The sequence below is a fragment of the Streptococcus sp. HCA-5024 genome (genome assembly GCF_037890265.1).
GTDB classification, from domain to species: domain Bacteria; phylum Bacillota; class Bacilli; order Lactobacillales; family Streptococcaceae; genus Streptococcus; species Streptococcus lingualis.
This window is the reverse complement of sequence record NZ_JBBKBR010000001.1, coordinates 273,489-290,997: the sequence shown is the minus strand read 5'-3', so window position 1 is coordinate 290,997 and position 17,509 is coordinate 273,489. Positions and strand designations below refer to the sequence as shown.

The window sequence follows — 17,509 nt, the reverse complement described above, 5'->3', positions numbered from 1 at the left end:
TTTATAAAAAAATGTTTAAAAATTTTCGCTGTAAGGGTTTACAAAATAAAAAACTTATGATAGAATAAGTTCATAAGTTAAATAGCAGTGAGCGTTACTAAGTTAGATTAGGCGTGACCACAAGTAGATTGAATGATTAGCATAGGCTAGTTTTTTCAGTTGCTTCGTGGTCATTTTTATTTGCTTTTAACAAATTTTACAAAGGAGAGCCTCATGTATCGTATTATCCATCCAATGAACAATAATGTTGCTTTGGTTCAAAATGAGCTTCAACAAGAGGTAATTGTTGTTGGGAGTGGGATTGCTTTTGGGAAAAAGAAACATGATCTAGTAGCTGAGGATAAGGTCGAAAAAGTATTTCGTTTAAACACGGATGAATCAAGAGAAAACTTTATGGCCCTTCTAAAGGATGTTCCTCTTGATTTCATTACAACCACTTATGAAGTGATTGATACCTTGTCTAAGAAATATGCCTATCCTGTTCAAGAATATATCTATGTGACACTAACAGATCACATCTTTTGTTCTTACCAGGCGGTTCAACAGGGAAGATACAAACACAGTGATCTACCTGATGCGTCTGCTATGCATCCGATTCCCTATAAAATCGCAAAGGAAGCGATTGAAATCTTTCGAAATCGGCTCTTGGATCAATTTCCTGATGACGAAGTGAATCGTATCGCCTATCACTTCATCAATGCACAAGGGGAAGTCATTCATGAGCAGGATCCTGATGTCCAAGATCGCCAAGCGATTTTGAAAGCTGTAGAGGAAAAACTAGCTCACAATGGATTGAAACGAAAAGAAGAAAATAGTCATTTCTACGATCGCTTTATGATCCATCTCAATTATTTCCTTGACTCCCTAGATAAGGGAAGAGAGGATCCTGAAGGCTTGAGCGAGATGGAACAACTGATCCAGCTAAGTTATCCAAAGGCTTATGAGATTAGTCATCAGATCTACCAAACTATCGCTGAACAGACAGGAGCCAAGATATCTCCTAATGAAAAAGTCTATTTAGCCCTTCATATTCAACGTCTATTATAAAAATTTTCAAAAGGTATCATAAGGAGGAACCAACATGAATAAAGAAGAAGTCCAATTACTTGGCTTTGAAATTGTCGCTTATGCCGGTGACGCTCGATCAAAATTAGTGGAAGCCTTAAAAGCTGCTGAAAATGGTGATTTTGCTAAAGCAGAATCCTTAGTAGAAGAAGCGGGGTCTTGTATCGCTGAGGCTCACAAATCTCAAACGACCATGCTAGCGCATGAAGCAGCAGGAGAAGAAATCCCCTATAGCATTACCATGATGCATGGTCAAGACCATCTCATGACAACAATCCTATTAAAAGACGTGATTCACCATCTGATTGAACTATATAAAAGAGGAGCGAAATAATGAATAAACTGATTGAACTGATTGAAAAAGGGAAACCTTTCTTTGAAAAGATTTCTCGAAACAAATATTTGCGAGCGATTCGGGATGGCTTTATTGCAGGGATGCCTGTTATCCTTTTCTCATCTATCTTCATCCTAATTGCGTATGTACCAAACGCTTGGGGATTCCACTGGTCTAAAGATATTGAAACATTCTTGATGACTCCATATAACTATTCTATGGGCATCTTGGCCTTCTTCGTTGGTGGTACAACGGCTAAGGCTTTGACTGATTCTATGAACCGGGATCTGCCAGCAACCAATCAAATTAACTTCATTTCTACCATGCTCGCTACTATGGTTGGTTTTCTACTCATGGCAGCAGAACCTGGTAAAGATGGTGGCATTCTTACAGCCTTCATGGGGACAAAAGGTCTGTTGACAGCCTTCATTGCAGCCTTTGTCACTGTTAATGTTTATAAGGTCTGTGTGAAAAATAATGTGACGATTCGCATGCCAGACGAGGTTCCACCGAATATTTCACAAGTTTTTAAAGACTTGATTCCATTTACAGTTTCAATTGTTCTCTTGTATGCATTTGAATTGATTGTTAAAGGTGCTATCGGTGTAACAGTTGCGGAATCTATCGGAACACTTCTAGCTCCATTGTTCTCTGCAGCAGATGGATATCTTGGAATTACCCTTATTTTTGGTGCTTATGCCTTCTTCTGGTTTGTAGGTATCCATGGTCCTTCAATCGTAGAACCAGCGATTGCGGCGATCACATATGCAAATATCGATAACAACTTGCACTTGCTTCAAGCCGGACAACATGCTGATAAAGTCATCACATCTGGGACTCAAATGTTTATCGTTACCATGGGTGGTACTGGTGCAACCTTGATTGTTCCCTTCCTCTTCATGTGGTTGTGTAAGTCTGAACGTAACCGTGCAATCGGACGTGCATCTGTTGTTCCTACATTCTTCGGTGTAAACGAACCAATTCTCTTTGGGGCTCCAATCGTATTGAACCCAACTTTCTTCATTCCATTTATCTTTGCTCCAATCGCAAACGTCTGGATCTTCAAATTCTTTGTTGATACCTTGGGAATGAACTCATTCTCAGCAAACCTTCCATGGGTAACGCCTGGACCTCTGGGTATTGTTCTTGGTACGAACTTCCAAGTACTTTCCTTCATCCTTGCTGCACTTCTTGTTGTAGTAGACGTGATCATTTACTACCCATTCGTTAAAGTTTACGATGAACAAATTCTTGAAGAAGAACGTTCAGGTAAATCAAACGATAGCTTGAAAGAAAAAGTTGCTGCAAACTTTAACACTGCAAAAGCAGATGCTATTCTTGAAAAAGCTGGTGTTGAAGGTGAACCAGTTCAAAACAATATCACAAAAGAAACAAACGTATTGGTTCTTTGTGCCGGTGGTGGAACTAGTGGACTTCTTGCCAATGCTTTGAATAAAGCTGCTGCAGAATACAATGTTCCTGTGAAGGCTGCTGCTGGTGGTTACGGTGCTCACCGTGAAATGTTGCCAGAATTTGACCTTGTTATCCTTGCTCCTCAAGTAGCTTCAAACTATGAAGATATGAAGGCTGAAACAGATAAACTTGGAATCAAATTGGCTAAGACTGAAGGAGCTCAATACATCAAGTTGACTCGTGATGGTAAAGGCGCTCTTGCATTCGTTCAAGCTCAATTCGATTAACGATAGGGACTGTGAAACAGTCTCCTATCGTAACGGAAATCGCTATGGCGATTTTCCTAATCGACTTGTTAATTCGTCGGTAAAAATATATCGTTTTTACCTCCTCATGTCACAATTCGGTGGCTTGGTACAAGAAGTGAGATGGAGATGGATGGCTCACTAACTCCTCTCCGCTCACTTTTCATTTGGTTCAATTAAGAAATAGGTGAAAAAATGACAAAAACACTTCCTAAAGATTTTATTTTTGGTGGGGCGACAGCTGCTTACCAGGCAGAAGGTGCGACTCATACAGATGGGAAAGGCCCTGTTGCATGGGACAAATACCTGGCTGACAACTATTGGTATACAGCAGAACCTGCTAGTGATTTCTACCACAAATATCCAGTAGACCTTCAATTAGCTGAAGAATACGGTGTCAATGGTATTCGGATTTCCATTGCCTGGTCGCGTATTTTCCCAACTGGATATGGTGAAGTGAATCCAAAAGGGGTAGAGTTCTACCATAACTTATTTGCAGAATGTCATAAACGTCATGTAGAACCATTCGTAACTCTTCACCACTTTGATACTCCTGAAGCTCTTCACTCAAATGGAGACTTCTTGAATCGTGAAAATATCGAACACTTTGTAGATTATGCGGCCTTCTGTTTTGAAGAATTCCCAGAAGTCAACTACTGGACAACCTTCAATGAAATTGGCCCTATCGGAGATGGTCAGTACTTAGTCGGAAAATTCCCACCAGGAATTCAGTATGACCTTGCCAAAGTCTTCCAATCACACCACAATATGATGGTTTCTCATGCACGTGCTGTGAAATTGTACAAAGACAAAGGTTATGCAGGTGAAATCGGAGTGGTCCATGCCCTTCCTACTAAGTATCCTTTGGATCCAGAAAATCCAGCAGACGTTCGGGCGGCTGAGTTGGAAGATATCATCCACAACAAATTTATCTTGGATGCTACTTACCTTGGACACTATTCAGATGCAACCATGGAAGGTGTTCATCACATCTTATCTGTCAATGGTGGTAGCTTGGATCTTCGTGACGAAGACTTTGCAGCGCTTGAAGCAGCTAAAGATTTGAACGACTTCCTTGGAATTAACTACTACATGAGTGACTGGATGGAAGCCTTTGATGGTGAAACTGAAATCATCCACAACGGTAAAGGGGAAAAAGGAAGCTCTAAGTACCAAATTAAAGGTGTTGGTCGTCGTGTAGCTCCTGACTATGTGCCTCGGACGGATTGGGACTGGATTATCTATCCGCAAGGTTTGTATGACCAAATTATGCGCGTGAAAGCAGATTATCCAAACTATAAGAAAATCTACATCACTGAAAACGGACTGGGCTACAAAGATGAGTTTGTGGATAATACGGTTTATGACGATGGACGGATTGATTATGTGAAACAACACTTAGAGGTCTTGTCTGATGCGATTGCAGATGGTGCTAATGTCAAAGGTTACTTCATCTGGTCTCTCATGGACGTCTTCTCTTGGTCTAATGGTTATGAAAAACGCTATGGTCTCTTTTATGTGGACTTTGAAACCCAGGAGCGCTATCCAAAGAAATCGGCTCATTGGTACAAGAAAGTAGCCGAAAGCCAAGTGATTGAATAAGGATCAACTGGAACTGTTTTAGTTCCAGTTTTTTATTTTCACTTGATGAAGGTCTCTTAAACGGATCTCTTCTTTCAGCCCCTAATTTATGGTATAATAGATCGATACTGTAATAAGGAAAATAGAATGAATATACAACAATTACGATATGTAGTGGCGATTGCCAACAGTGGTACTTTTCGTGAGGCTGCTGAAAAAATGTATGTGAGTCAGCCTAGCTTGTCCATCTCTGTCAGAGATCTGGAAAAAGAACTGGGGTTTAAGATTTTTCGTCGGACTAGTTCTGGGACTTTTTTGACCCGTCGGGGAATGGAATTTTATGAAAAAGCGCAGGACGTGGTCAAAGGGTTTGATATTTTTCAAAATCAATATGCCAGTCCTGAAGAAGAGAAGAAAGAATTCTCCATTTCTAGTCAGCACTATGACTTTTTGCCACCTTTGATGACGGAATTCTCAATCCGCTATCCGGAAAATAAAAACTTCCGCATCTTTGAATCAACGACGGTTCAAATTTTGGACGAAGTGGCTCAAGGGCATAGTGAGTTGGGAATTATTTATCTCAACCGTCAAAATACCAAGGGGATTATGCAACGGGTTGATAAATTAGGGCTTGAAGTGGTGGATTTGATTCCTTTTCAGACTCATATTTACCTTCGCAAGGGACACCCTCTGGCTAAGAAGAAAAAACTGGTCATGGAAGATCTAGCTCAATTGCCAACTGTTCGCTTTACCCAAGAAAAAGATGAGTACCTCTATTATTCAGAGAACTTTGTCGATACCAGTTCGAGCTCCCAAATGTTCAATGTAACCGACCGAGCTACCTTGAATGGGATCTTGGAGCGGACAGATGCTTATGCGACAGGATCAGGCTTTTTGGATAGCCAGTCAGTGAATGGCATTACCGTGATTCCTTTAGAAGACAACTTGGACAATAAAATGGTCTATGTCAAACGCGAAGAGATGGATCTCTCCCCTGTAGCAGAGAAGTTTGTCGAAGTCATGGTAGAGTATTTTGATCAAAAGAGGTAAGAAATGAAGAGAAAAACAATGGTTCCGGTAGCAATCGTGCTATTGGTCCTACTGGATCAGTTGGTCAAATGGTATGTAGTCAAGGACATTCCACTGGGTGTCGTTAAGTCTTTTATTCCCCATGTGGTCAGTCTGACTTATCTTCAAAACACAGGTGCAGCTTTTTCGCTTCTTGAAAATCAGCAATGGTTCTTTACCCTCATCACTCTAGTCGTGATGGTAGGGGCCTTTTACTATCTCTATAAGCATCTCAAGGGGTCGCTTTGGATGGTGACAGGTTTGACCTTAGTCATTGCAGGTGGATTGGGGAATTTTATCGATCGCCTGCGTCAGGGCTTTGTGGTCGATATGTTCCACCTGGATTTTATGAATTTTGCAATTTTTAATGTAGCAGATAGTTATTTGACAGTTGGAGTTTTCTTGCTCCTGATCCTGATGTTGAAAGAGGAAACGCATGGAAATTAAAATTGAAGTAGCCGGTGCGCGACTGGATAAGGCTTTGGCGGATTTGACTCCCTTGTCACGAGCTGTGGCCAATGAGCAGATCAAAGAAGGAAAAGTTCTGGTCAATGGGACTGTGAAAAAAGCCAAGTACACGGTCAAAGAAGGGGACATCATCCAGTATGAAGTCCCAGAAGTGGAAGAGGTCAGTTATGAAGCAGAAGATTTGCCCTTAGACATCGTCTATGAGGACCAGGATGTAGTCGTCGTCAATAAACCTCAAGGCATGGTTGTTCACCCAAGTGCGGGTCATACCAGTGGGACATTGGTCAATGCGCTCTTATACCATGTCAAGGACCTTTCAGGGATCAATGGGGAATTGCGTCCAGGGATCGTTCATCGGATTGATAAAGACACGTCAGGCCTCCTGATGGTCGCAAAAAATGACCAAGCTCACGTCGCCTTAGCAGATGAATTAAAAGACAAAAAATCTCTCCGGAAGTATTGGGCCATTGTCCATGGCAATCTTCCTAACGATCGGGGCATGATCGAAGCACCAATTGGTCGTAGTGAAAAGGACCGGAAAAAACAAGCGGTTACGGCGAAAGGAAAACCTGCAGTGACCCGTTTTCAAGTCTTGGAACGCTTTGGAAATTACACCTTGGTAGAGTTGCAACTGGAGACCGGTCGCACCCACCAAATTCGGGTGCACATGGCCTATATCGGCCATCCAGTGGCTGGAGATCCTGCTTATGGTCCTAAGAAGACACTCAAAGGACAAGGACAGTTTCTGCATGCGCGGACACTCGGCTTTACCCACCCTCGCACAGGAGAGACTTTGGAATTTACGGCAGAAGTGCCAGCGATCTTTGAGAAAACGCTGGAAGACCTTCGAAAAGGATAGTGAAGATGGCTGAATGGAGATTCAGTCACTTTCATTACATACGAAATAAATAGTATTAGAAAGAAACATAGAGATGAAAGCAAAACGAATCGTCTTTAAAGTAGGGACCTCGTCTTTGACCAATCCCGATGGGAGTCTCTCCAGACAGAAGGTCAAGGTCATTACCCAGCAGTTGGCTCTCTTACACGAATCGGGCCATGAGTTGATCTTGGTCTCATCAGGGGCGGTTGCTGCTGGGTTTGGTGCCCTTGGTTTTAAGAAACGGCCGACTAAGGTGGCAGACAAGCAAGCCTCTGCGGCAGTTGGTCAAGGTTTATTGATGGAAGAATATACCTCTAATCTTCTTTTACGCAACATTGTTTCTGCACAAATTTTATTAACCCAGGATGACTTTGCGGATCAACGTCGCTATAAGAATGCCCACCAGGCCCTTTCTGTCCTACTCAACCGTGGGGCCATTCCGATTATCAATGAAAATGATACGGTCTCTATCGCTGAGCTAAAAGTTGGTGACAATGATACCTTGAGTGCGCAGGTTGCGGCCATGGCCCAAGCGGATCTTTTGGTGCTGTTGACGGATGTCGATGGCCTCTATACAGCCAATCCTTCTCAGGATCCAACAGCTAAGCGCTTGGATCGAATCGAACACATTTCTCGCGAGATGATCGAGATGGCTGGTGGTGCTGGCAGTAGCAATGGAACTGGTGGAATGTTGACCAAACTCAAGGCAGCGACCCTTGCGACCGAGTCAGGGGTTCCTGTCTATATTTGCTCATCTCTCAAGTCTGATGCCTTGATTGAAGCAGCAGAAGAGCAAGCGGATGGCAGTTACTTCCTTGCAGAGGATAAGGGTTTAAAAACCCAGAAGCAATGGCTAGCCTTTTATGCAGAAAGCAAAGGTGCCGTTTGGGTGGATGCTGGAGCAGCGCAAGCCCTGTTGGATCATGGAAAGAGTCTATTGATTTCTGGTGTGACCAAGGAAGAAGGAGATTTTTCTTATCACGACATTGTCAGCGTCTATCATCAAGAGACTGGTCAATTACTAGGAAAAGGCAAGGTCCGTCTGGGCCAATCAGCTGTGCGCGATCTGCTCCAATCTAAAAAAGCTAAGGGAATCCTCATCCACCGAGATGATTGGATCTCTGTAACTCCTGAGATTGACCTACTCTTTACAGAAATCTAGAGGAAAACGTATGGGAACAACACAAGAACAATTAGCCTTAGCGAAATCAGCTAAGAAAAGCATCAATACAGCCAGTACAGCTCTTAAAAATCAGGCCTTGGAGGCCATGGCTAGCCAGCTTTTAAAAGCAACTGAAGCCATTTTAGCAGCCAATCAAATCGATATGGAAGCGGCACGCGGGAAGATTTCTGAAGTCATGCTGGATCGCCTATTTCTTGATCAAGAGCGGATTGAAGGGATGGCACAAGGGATCCGTGCTTTAATCGATCTGCCAGATCCGATTGGGGAAGTGCTGGATACTGAAGTTTTGGGAAATGGCCTTGAAATCCAGAAAGTTCGAGTAGCCATGGGCGTCATTGGGATCATTTATGAAAGTCGTCCAAATGTAACGTCAGACGCTGCAGCGCTTGCCATCAAGAGTGGAAATGCAGTGGTTCTTCGTACTGGAAGGGATGCCTTTCATTCTGCCCAAGCGATCGTGACCGCTCTTAAGGCTGGATTGGAAGAAGCTGGACTCAATCCAGATCTTCTCCAATTGATCCAAGATACGAGTCGAGCGTCCAGCCTTGCTATGATGAAGGCCAAGGGCTACCTGGACTTGCTCATTCCACGTGGTGGTGCTGGATTGATCCAAGCAGTGGTTGAAAATGCCATTGTCCCCGTGATCGAGACAGGAACTGGAATTGTTCATGTCTATGTGGATAAGGAGGCTGATTTCCAGAAAGCCCTAGTGATTATTGAAAATGCCAAGACCAGTCGCCCCTCTGTCTGCAATGCCATGGAGGTCTTGCTGGTCGATCGAGCGATCGCGTCTGATTTCTTGCCCTTGGTCAAAGAGCGCTTAGTGGATGCACGAGAAAGATCCGTTGAGTTGCGCCTAGATGAGCAAGCACAGGCCATCATTTCGGGAACAGCAGCACAGGAGCAGGATTTTGATACCGAATTTTTAGATTATATATTAGCAGTCAAGGTCGTTGACGGAGTGGAGCAAGCAGTGGACCACATTGAAGCTCATAGCACCCATCATTCGGATGCCATTGTGACTGAAAATCCTGAGACAGCCGCTTATTTCACCCAGCAAGTAGATTCAGCAGCCGTTTATGTCAATGCTTCTACACGCTTTACAGATGGGGGTCAATTTGGACTAGGTTGTGAAATGGGGATCTCGACCCAAAAACTCCATGGGCGTGGACCGATGGGACTCCGGGAAATGACCAGTTACAAATATATCGTCAGTGGAAATGGTCAAGTGAGGTAAGAAATGAAAGTTGCATTTATCGGTCTTGGAAACATGGGGGCTAGTTTAGCCAAAGCAGTCGCAAAAGAAGTAGACGCGCAAGACTTGCTCTTGGTCAATCGCTCTCCTCAAAAGGTGCAAGAGTTTATCAGTCAGTATGGGGGAACGGCGTCTGATCTTGAACAAGTCTTTCAAGAGGCTGAAGTAATCTTTTTAGGGGTCAAACCCTATCAGATTTGTCCTCTCCTAGGAGAGTATCAAGGCATCTTGGCCCAACGCTCTAATCTCTTACTGGTTTCCATGGCTGCAGGCCTGGAATTAGAAAAGATGGCTGACGTGATCCAGAACGAACAGGTGGGTCTCATCCGCATCATGCCCAATACGCCTGTGGCCATTGGTAAAGGTGTTATCAGTCTGGCCCGCTCCCAAGCAGTGACAGACCAGCAAGTAGCCAAAGTCAACCAGCTCTTAGCAGGAGCAGGGGCCCTCTACGAAATTGAAGAAAAATTGATGGATCCTGCAACGGCTGTCGCAGGCTGTGGGCCAGCCTTTGTCTATCAGATGATTGAAGCCATGGCAGATGCAGGAGTAGGATTAGGACTTACACGAGAGCAAGCCTTGCAGATGGCTGCACAGACCTTCCAAGGCGCTAGTCAAATGGTCCTAGAGACAGGTGAGCACCCAGCCCGCTTGCGAGATGCAGTTTGTAGCCCAGGTGGCTCTACCATCGCAGGAGTCAACCGCTTAGAACAAGTCGGCTTACGGGGCGACATCATTGCTGGAGTGGAAGCAGCCTACAAACGCACCCAAGAAATGGGACAAGAGGCAGAACAAAATTAGATAAAATAATTGGTCAAAACCAAGTTTGGAGAACATTGACAAACTGTTCTTTCATTCAAAGCTAACAAATCAAGAATTATCCAATCCTCTATTGAAACTTTCCGCCGTGAGAAAAGTGCTTGAAACAGGATTGTTTCAAGCACTCGGGAGTTTTGAAGCCTTAGATTCAAAACTAAGTCATGGAACTTCTATGAAGTTCGCTGACGTCCATTCTCACCTAAGGAAAGTTTCTAAGAGGACTTCATTTTCAATTTAAAAGATTGGTTTTTTGGCCAATCTTTTTTACGTTAGAGCGAATCTATTTCTACCAAACCATTTTCGGTCAGACGATAGATTTTTTGGCAGACTTCTTTGAGGAAGGTCCGGTCGTGAGAGACCGTGACTAGTCCGCCTGGGTAGTCTGCGAATAGGCGTCGAATTTCTGGTTGGGAAGTGGGGGAAAAATTGCGAGTAGGCTCGTCCAAGAGTAGAAACTGGGGACTTGTGAGGACTAGTTGTAGGAGAAAGAGTTTTCCTTGCTGACCACCAGAAAGTTCTGATATCGGATGGTGCATTTCAGAATAGGTAAAGTTAAGGGAGGCTAAATGCAATTGAATGGTGTTGATTTCTTCGCGATCGCCTGAATGCTGTAGAAATTGAACCGGTGTCTGAGTCAGAGGGAGGAGTTCAGTGTAATCTTGAGGCATATAGGCAGTGCGGATACTCTCATTCTTCTGTAAAATCTTCCAAATCATTTTTAGGAAAGTGGATTTTCCAACACCGTTGGATCCGATAATCCCTATCTTATCCTGCCCATGAAGAGTGAGGGAGAGGTTATTGACTAGGACACGATCACCAATTGCGAGCTCTTCCTGATCTAAGAGAAGGACACGTTTTTGAGGAGACAAGGGAGTAAGGGAAGGGAAATGCAGATTAATGATTTCCTCATCATAGGGTTGGGAAGTCATGGATTGGAATTCTCGCTCATAGCGCTTTTCCTGTGATAGGAGAGACTTCATTTTCTTTGCTAGGAGACGTCCAGCAGTGCTATCTTTGGTATTTCGTAAGGAGGTTTCGACTTGCTGGCGGACGCGACGGTGCTTCTCCATTGTTTTTTTGTAGGCTCGTTGATCATTGGCAGCTTGCTGAGACTGTTGCTTAAATTGTTGTTCCCTCTGGCTACTGTAGTCTTGATAGCCTAGGTGCTCCACGATGGTTTCAGCCTCCTTGCGGTGTTTGATCTGTCTTAAGTGTATGATCGTATCCGCCGTCTGAGTCAAAAAATCTTCATGATGGGAAATAAATATGATGGTTTGGGAGCTTGTTTGGATCATCTGCTGGAGCCAGTCCAAGGTCTCCAAATCCAGATCGTTTGAAGGTTCATCTAAAAATAGCAATTCATGAGGACGACAAAGTTCGTGAAGAAGTTGGACTTTGAGGGCTTCTCCTCCAGATAGACTTCCGATGGTTTGATCGCTTGCAAAGCGGTCGCTATTAAAATGCAATTGATCAGCCAGTCTGTAGAGGCTGGCATAGTCTAGCTCGTCCTTTCCAAAAAAATAATCTTCCAAAGTTTTTCCCTTCAATGCTTCCGGTAAAGTCTGGGGAATATAGGCGTAGGAGTGAAAGGAAGTGGTGATTTCTCCTTCTATGGTCAGATAATCTGGTAGGGATTTTGGGGACATGAGGAGCTGAAGCAAAGAAGATTTTCCATTCCCTTCTTCGCCAATAATAGCAACTTTTTCTCCTTCATGTATGGTTAGGGACAGATCACGTACTAGATCGCGTAAATCTTTTGTATGGCGGATAGTGAGGTGGGATAGTTTTAGCATAAGAATCCTTTCTACTGGGACAAAAAACAGCTCTACCTATTTAGTAGAGCTGTATTCAAGTGGAACCCAAACAGAAAAAGACCTAATATAGCCAACAAGAAGTTGGAGAATAGGCAAGAGGGTACACAAAAAGAGATAGAACAAGCAGTCCACTAAATAAAGTATTTTATTTAACGAAACTTAGTTGTTCATATCTCCTTACCTCCGAATATGATTAAATTCATTCTATTCCTTTTATTCCTTCTTGTCAAGGAATTCCTGGCTTCTTATTCCCTTTTCTTTTCGGACTTAGGGGGGATTTTATGGTATAATTAAAGGTATGCATACAAAACCAACGTCCGCTTATGTCCACATCCCATTTTGTACCCAGATTTGTTTTTATTGTGATTTTTCGAAGGTTTTTATCAAGAACCAACCGGTCGATGCTTATTTGGATCATTTGATCCAAGAATTTCGTCGGGAAGAAATCACAAATTTACGGACTCTCTATATTGGGGGTGGGACACCGACAGCCTTAACTGCGGATCAGCTAGAGTATCTGCTCAAGGAGCTGACCAAGTCACTTGATCTTTCTCAGATGGAGGAGTTGACGATCGAGGCCAATCCTGGTGATTTGGATCCGGATAAGATCGCTGTTTTGAAGGATTCACCGGTCAATCGGGTTTCTTTGGGTGTACAGACCTTTGATAATCGCTTGCTCAAAAAGATTGGTCGGAGCCATCAAGAGCAGGATATCTATGACAATATCGATCGTCTGAAGCTGGCTGGTTTTGACAATATTTCGATCGACCTCATCTATGCCCTTCCGACGCAAACCATGGAGCAGGTCCAGGAAAATGTCGCTAAGGCTCTTGCCCTTGATATTCCCCACATGAGTCTCTATAGCTTGATTCTGGAGAATCACACGGTCTTTATGAATCGCATGAGACGGGGCAAGCTTCCTCTACCTAAAGAGGAGTTAGAAGCGGAGATGTTTGAATACATCATTCAGGAGTTGGAGCGTGCGGGCTTTGAGCATTACGAAATTTCCAATTTCTCCAAACCTGGTTTTGAAAGTCGCCACAACCTCATGTATTGGGATAATGCGGAGTATTATGGCTTGGGAGCTGGTGCATCCGGCTACGTCAATGGGATCCGCTACAAGAATCATGGGCCTATCCGTCACTATATGCAGGCTGTTGACGAGGGCAATGCGCGTGTCCAAGAAGAACATTTGAGTCAGACTGAAATGATGGAAGAAGAGATGTTTCTGGGACTGCGTAAGAAAACAGGCGTTTCCAAGAAGCGTTTCGAAGAAAAGTTTGGTGTGAATTTTGACCAACAATATGGACCAGTGGTTGAGGAATTGACCCAGCAGGGACTCTTGGTGCCTGACAAGGATATTGTTCGCATGACCAAGAAAGGTCTCTTTTTAGCAGACACTGTAGCAGAGAAGTTTATTTTGGAGTAGAAGATGGCAAAAACATTTGAATACAGCATGAAAATTCCTTTTGATATGAGCGATGTCAATGGATTTATAAAAATTCCGCAATTGATCTTGCTGTCTTTACAGGTATCAGGCATGCAATCGATTGAGCTGGGCATGAGTGATATGTACATTTTAGAGAATTACAATCTAGTCTGGATTATCACGGATTACAATATGAAGATCGAGCGTCTCCCTGTTTTTGATGAGAAAATCACTATCGAAACCTATGCCAAGAGTCACAATCGACTTTTCTGCTACCGGGCCTTTAATATCAAGGATGAAGCAGGAAATACTATCATTGAGATGGTCGCGACTTTTGTCTTGATGGATCGGGATACGCGCAAGGTCCATCCAGTTATGAGCGAAATCACGGATGCCTTTGACTCTGAATTTTCAAAAACCATGCTTCGTGGTCCCCGTTTTAAAGAATTAGAAGGGGGCGTCGAACAAGAATACCGGGTTCGGTTTTACGACTTGGATATGAACGGACATGTTAACAATAGCAAGTACTTGGACTGGGTTTTTGAGGTGATGGGAGCAGACTTCTTGACCCATCATGTCCCGAAAAAAGTTCATCTAAAATATGTCAAAGAAGTGCTAGCAGGAGGTCTCATCACCTCTCAATATGAACAAGATGGCTTGAAAACTCAGCACCAAATTACTTCAGATGGTCAGATCAATGCCCAGGCTGAAATTGAGTGGGAAGAAGTAGAAGAAAAGGGTTGGACTTATGGAAAGTAGAAGATTAAAAAATAAAAAACAGGAGCTTGAAAACTATCAAAAACGGGTTGTGGCCTATGCCAAGCGTCAAAAGAACCCTTTGTATATGTTAGGAGATTGGCTCTTGACTCTTTGTGCTTTGGGCATCATCCTGGTGGAAGAAATTTACAAATTTTTCCGCTACCGTTTGAATTTAGAGAGTTTTAGCCGTTTCTTGAAAGAAGATGTACGTTGGTATCGGGTCTGGATCCATTTCACCCTGGCCTTTCTCTTACCTGTCGTGATCTTTTCAGTCGGCATTACCAGCCAATCAGGCTCTTTCTGGTCTAATTTCTATCATCGTTTGTCTCAAGGTGTGCTCTTTAGCACAACTGTCAGCCTCGCTGCGACCTTGGTGACTGATTTTGTAGAAAATTTACAACCAGAAACCAAGTCAGACGGCCGGAACCGGAGCACCAAACGTACGGTTTATCAAATCAGTGTGGATCAGGCAACCGTAATTGGCTTGTTATTGACCATTGTGATCCTCATGGTGGCTTCCTTCTTGTTTACCCAATCAGGAAATCAAGGGATCAATTTTACAGGGTTGATTTTACAATTTGTCCTCTATGCTGGAGCCTTGCTCTTATATGGTTCTGGTGGACGAGTCGATGCAGAGAAGTTACATGACGAAACGGAAACAGAAAAGGAAGAATAAATGCACTATAAGGGCTATTTGATTGATTTGGATGGCACTATTTACAAAGGAAAATCACGAATTCCTGCAGGAGAAGCTTTTGTTCATGAATTGCAGGCGCGTGAGATTCCCTATCTCTTTGTGACCAACAATACAACCCGCACACCAGAGACTGTTCGGGATATGCTGGCTACTCATTTCAATATAAAAACCCCAGTTTCGACTATCTATACAGCTACCCTTGCGACCATTGACTACATGAATGACCAAAATTTGGGCAAAAAGGTCTATGTGATCGGAGAAGCGGGGCTCAAAGACGCTATTGAAGAAGCTGGCTATATCATCGATGAAGAAGCACCTGATTATGTGGTGATTGGCCTCGATTGGCAAGTGGATTATGAGAAGTTTGCTATTGCGACCTTGGCGATTCAAAAAGGAGCACACTTTATTGGGACCAATCCGGACCTGAACATTCCAACAGAGCGTGGCTTGATGCCAGGAGCAGGATCCCTGATTGCCCTTGTCGAAGCAGCGACACGGGTCGAGCCAGTGATCATTGGGAAACCAAAGGCCATCATCATGGATAAGGCTATTGAACATCTGGGGTTTGAAAGAGAAGAAGTCGTTATGGTAGGGGATAATTATCTAACAGATATTCGTGCTGGTATTGACAATGGGATTCCAACCCTTTTGGTGACGACAGGTTTTACCAAACCAGAAGAAGTGCCGACCTTACCAATTGCACCGACACATGTTGTTTCCAGTTTAGCGGAGTGGGATTTTGATGCTTAGAAGTTTGAAATCAATCAACCAATTTTTCTTTATCTTGTCAGCTACGATTCTTCTCACCATTGCTCTCGCTTGGGCCCTCTATCCCGTGGAGATTCATTGGTTGGGGATTCAAAGTCGAACTGGTTTTTCGGCTTCAGTCATCATGAAGAATTTTAATGTCTTGATGAACTATTTGACCAATCCTTTTCAATGGGTGTTGAAGATGCCTCAATTCCCCTCTTCAAAAAATGGTTTGCACCATTTTGAGGCTGTCAAGTACCTGTTTCATTTGGTGACGGTCGTTTTCTTGGTCACTCTACCTGGTTTTATCCATTTTATGCGGACAGTCGTCAAAAAAGGCTACCTGGCCTTGTACCGAAGTCTCTTCTTTTGGATGATGGTTTTACCAGTAGTGCTTGCAGTGATGACTGTTATAATTGGTTTTGATCAATTCTTTACGCTTTTTCATCAGGTCTTATTTGCTGGGGACAATACTTGGCTCTTTGATCCGCGCGTGGATTCGATTATTCTTGCATTACCAGAAGACTACTTTATGCATGCCTTTTTGATTTTCTTTGTCTTATACGAAGGAATGTGTGCGAGTTTTTATCTATTTTCTAGGAGGAAGAAATGAACCAATACAACCGATTATTAGACCCTAAAAAAGATATAGGAAGGTATTCCGGGACCCTTGCCATTTATCTCTTGGTAATGACCTTGGTAACCGTCCTGTGGGAAGTCCTCCTTGGATTGACCATAGCAGGCTCTCTCAGAAAAGATCCAAGTCAAGTAACGGAAAAACTCAATGCCCTGAATGTTTGGGCTGGTATTCCCTACCTTATCTCTATTTCCATTGGACTCTTTCTCTTTAATGCCTATCGCAAGAAGGCCCTTTATAAATATGATCTTAAGCACAAGGGACGTAAGATGACTCTTTCAGTCTTCTTTATTCTTCTCGCCTTTCTTGGCTTTTCTCAAGTCTTTTCATCTGTGATGACACAAGTGATTGAGCGCATGTTTGAGACCATTGGCCTTCATTCTCCAACACCCGATCTAGGTGATACGATTGAGCGATCATGGACCATGCTCTTGTATGCTGGATTTTTTGGTCCTATCACAGAGGAATTCTTCTTCCGTGGGGCCGGCTTGCGAGGCTTGGAACGGTATGGGAAGATTTTTGCTATTGTCATGACGGCTATCTTGTTTGGTCTCTTCCATGCCAATTTTGACCAGCTCTTTTTCGCAAGTATCATTGGTCTAGGTTTCGGCTACATTGCCTTTGAATACAATATCTGGTGGGCTATTTTCTATCACATTTTCAATAATTTTGTGATTTCCCAAGGCTTGCATTATGTGGCCTATCATGTGGACGAGGGGCTAGCGAATTGGCTCCAAATTGGTGTTTTAGCTATTGGTTCCATTGTCATGATAGTGGTTCTTGCGACTAAATGGCCAGCTATCAAGGCTTATATTCAAGCCAATAAACCTCAACCGGGAGTTTTCCAGCGTGCCCTCGCGTCCTTCTGGTTCTTGTTCTTCGTGTTATTTACTATCCTGATGTCTATTGTTCCTTATGTGATTCCGATCTTCCAGATGGCTAATCTCAAAGGATAAGTATTATCAAAGGGGGGATTCTTTTAGATCCCTCTTTTTTGCTATGAAAAAGGACAAGTGAAGATAAAAGATTGAGGATGAGTGTCTGATATACCA

17 protein-coding genes are annotated in these 17,509 nt (G+C 43.3%); 16 read left to right on the top strand and 1 reads right to left on the bottom strand.

Annotated features, from left to right (window positions below):
* Positions 1 to 213: 213 nt before the first annotated feature.
* The 10 genes from WKT08_RS01530 to proC all read left to right on the top strand — a co-directional run bounded on the left by WKT08_RS01530 (position 214) and on the right by proC (position 10,353).
* Positions 214 to 1,047, top strand: a complete 834-nt coding sequence (locus WKT08_RS01530) for a PRD domain-containing protein (RefSeq protein WP_340279635.1) — start codon at positions 214 to 216, stop codon at positions 1,045 to 1,047.
* A 34-nt stretch (positions 1,048 to 1,081) separates the two neighbouring features.
* A complete protein-coding gene (locus tag WKT08_RS01525) occupies positions 1,082 to 1,399 on the top strand; it encodes a PTS lactose/cellobiose transporter subunit IIA (protein WP_003007713.1) in 318 nt (105 codons plus the stop codon).
* Complete coding sequence (locus WKT08_RS01520; RefSeq protein ID WP_340279630.1) at positions 1,399 to 3,099, top strand: lactose-specific PTS transporter subunit EIIC; 1,701 nt, start codon at positions 1,399 to 1,401, stop codon at positions 3,097 to 3,099. The genes WKT08_RS01525 and WKT08_RS01520 overlap by 1 nt, the downstream gene beginning before the upstream one ends.
* A 213-nt stretch (positions 3,100 to 3,312) precedes the next feature.
* Entirely contained in the window at positions 3,313 to 4,719 is a 1,407-nt protein-coding gene (lacG, locus tag WKT08_RS01515; RefSeq protein WP_313790450.1) for a 6-phospho-beta-galactosidase, read from the top strand.
* Between the two features lie 126 nt (positions 4,720 to 4,845).
* A complete protein-coding gene (locus tag WKT08_RS01510) occupies positions 4,846 to 5,748 on the top strand; it encodes a LysR family transcriptional regulator (protein WP_003001728.1) in 903 nt (300 codons plus the stop codon).
* A 3-nt stretch (positions 5,749 to 5,751) separates the two neighbouring features.
* A complete protein-coding gene (lspA, locus tag WKT08_RS01505) occupies positions 5,752 to 6,213 on the top strand; it encodes a signal peptidase II (RefSeq protein ID WP_340279625.1) in 462 nt (153 codons plus the stop codon).
* On the top strand, positions 6,203 to 7,093 hold the full coding sequence (locus tag WKT08_RS01500; RefSeq protein WP_049491989.1) for an RluA family pseudouridine synthase: 891 nt from the start codon (positions 6,203 to 6,205) through the stop codon (positions 7,091 to 7,093). The genes lspA and WKT08_RS01500 overlap by 11 nt, the downstream gene beginning before the upstream one ends.
* Before the next feature lie 73 nt (positions 7,094 to 7,166).
* Entirely contained in the window at positions 7,167 to 8,276 is a 1,110-nt protein-coding gene (gene proB / locus WKT08_RS01495) for a glutamate 5-kinase (RefSeq protein ID WP_340279622.1), read from the top strand.
* Between the two features lie 10 nt (positions 8,277 to 8,286).
* Positions 8,287 to 9,534 carry a glutamate-5-semialdehyde dehydrogenase gene (locus WKT08_RS01490; protein WP_340279620.1) on the top strand — a complete coding sequence of 416 codons (1,248 nt, stop codon included), beginning with the start codon at positions 8,287 to 8,289 and terminating at the stop codon, positions 9,532 to 9,534.
* A gap of 3 nt (positions 9,535 to 9,537) precedes the next feature.
* Positions 9,538 to 10,353, top strand: coding sequence for a pyrroline-5-carboxylate reductase (proC, locus tag WKT08_RS01485; RefSeq protein ID WP_340279619.1), 816 nt, complete (start codon positions 9,538 to 9,540; stop codon positions 10,351 to 10,353).
* A gap of 287 nt (positions 10,354 to 10,640) precedes the next feature.
* Here the strand turns inward: proC and WKT08_RS01480 are convergent, their stop codons facing one another.
* Complete coding sequence (locus tag WKT08_RS01480; protein WP_340279618.1) at positions 10,641 to 12,164, bottom strand: ATP-binding cassette domain-containing protein; 1,524 nt, start codon at positions 12,162 to 12,164, stop codon at positions 10,641 to 10,643.
* Between the two features lie 319 nt (positions 12,165 to 12,483).
* Here WKT08_RS01480 and hemW point away from each other — a divergent pair, with 319 nt between their 5' ends.
* From hemW to WKT08_RS01450, 6 genes are read left to right on the top strand one after another with little or no spacing between them, the layout of a single operon-like run.
* Entirely contained in the window at positions 12,484 to 13,614 is a 1,131-nt protein-coding gene (gene hemW, locus WKT08_RS01475; protein ID WP_340279617.1) for a radical SAM family heme chaperone HemW, read from the top strand.
* Between the two features lie 3 nt (positions 13,615 to 13,617).
* Positions 13,618 to 14,373, top strand: coding sequence for an acyl-ACP thioesterase domain-containing protein (locus WKT08_RS01470; protein ID WP_340279616.1), 756 nt, complete (start codon positions 13,618 to 13,620; stop codon positions 14,371 to 14,373).
* The gene (locus WKT08_RS01465; protein WP_340279615.1) at positions 14,363 to 15,049 is read left to right on the top strand and encodes a hypothetical protein; all 687 of its coding nucleotides are present in this window, start codon (positions 14,363 to 14,365) and stop codon (positions 15,047 to 15,049) included. The genes WKT08_RS01470 and WKT08_RS01465 overlap by 11 nt, the downstream gene beginning before the upstream one ends.
* Positions 15,050 to 15,820 (top strand): TIGR01457 family HAD-type hydrolase, encoded by a 771-nt coding sequence (locus WKT08_RS01460; protein ID WP_151191212.1) that lies wholly within the window; start codon positions 15,050 to 15,052, stop codon positions 15,818 to 15,820.
* On the top strand, positions 15,813 to 16,433 hold the full coding sequence (locus WKT08_RS01455; protein WP_021153376.1) for a TIGR01906 family membrane protein: 621 nt from the start codon (positions 15,813 to 15,815) through the stop codon (positions 16,431 to 16,433). Before WKT08_RS01460 ends, WKT08_RS01455 begins: the two co-directional genes overlap by 8 nt.
* Complete coding sequence (locus WKT08_RS01450) at positions 16,430 to 17,413, top strand: CPBP family intramembrane glutamic endopeptidase (protein WP_340279614.1); 984 nt, start codon at positions 16,430 to 16,432, stop codon at positions 17,411 to 17,413. The genes WKT08_RS01455 and WKT08_RS01450 overlap by 4 nt, the downstream gene beginning before the upstream one ends.
* The last annotated feature ends 96 nt before the right edge of the window (positions 17,414 to 17,509 follow it).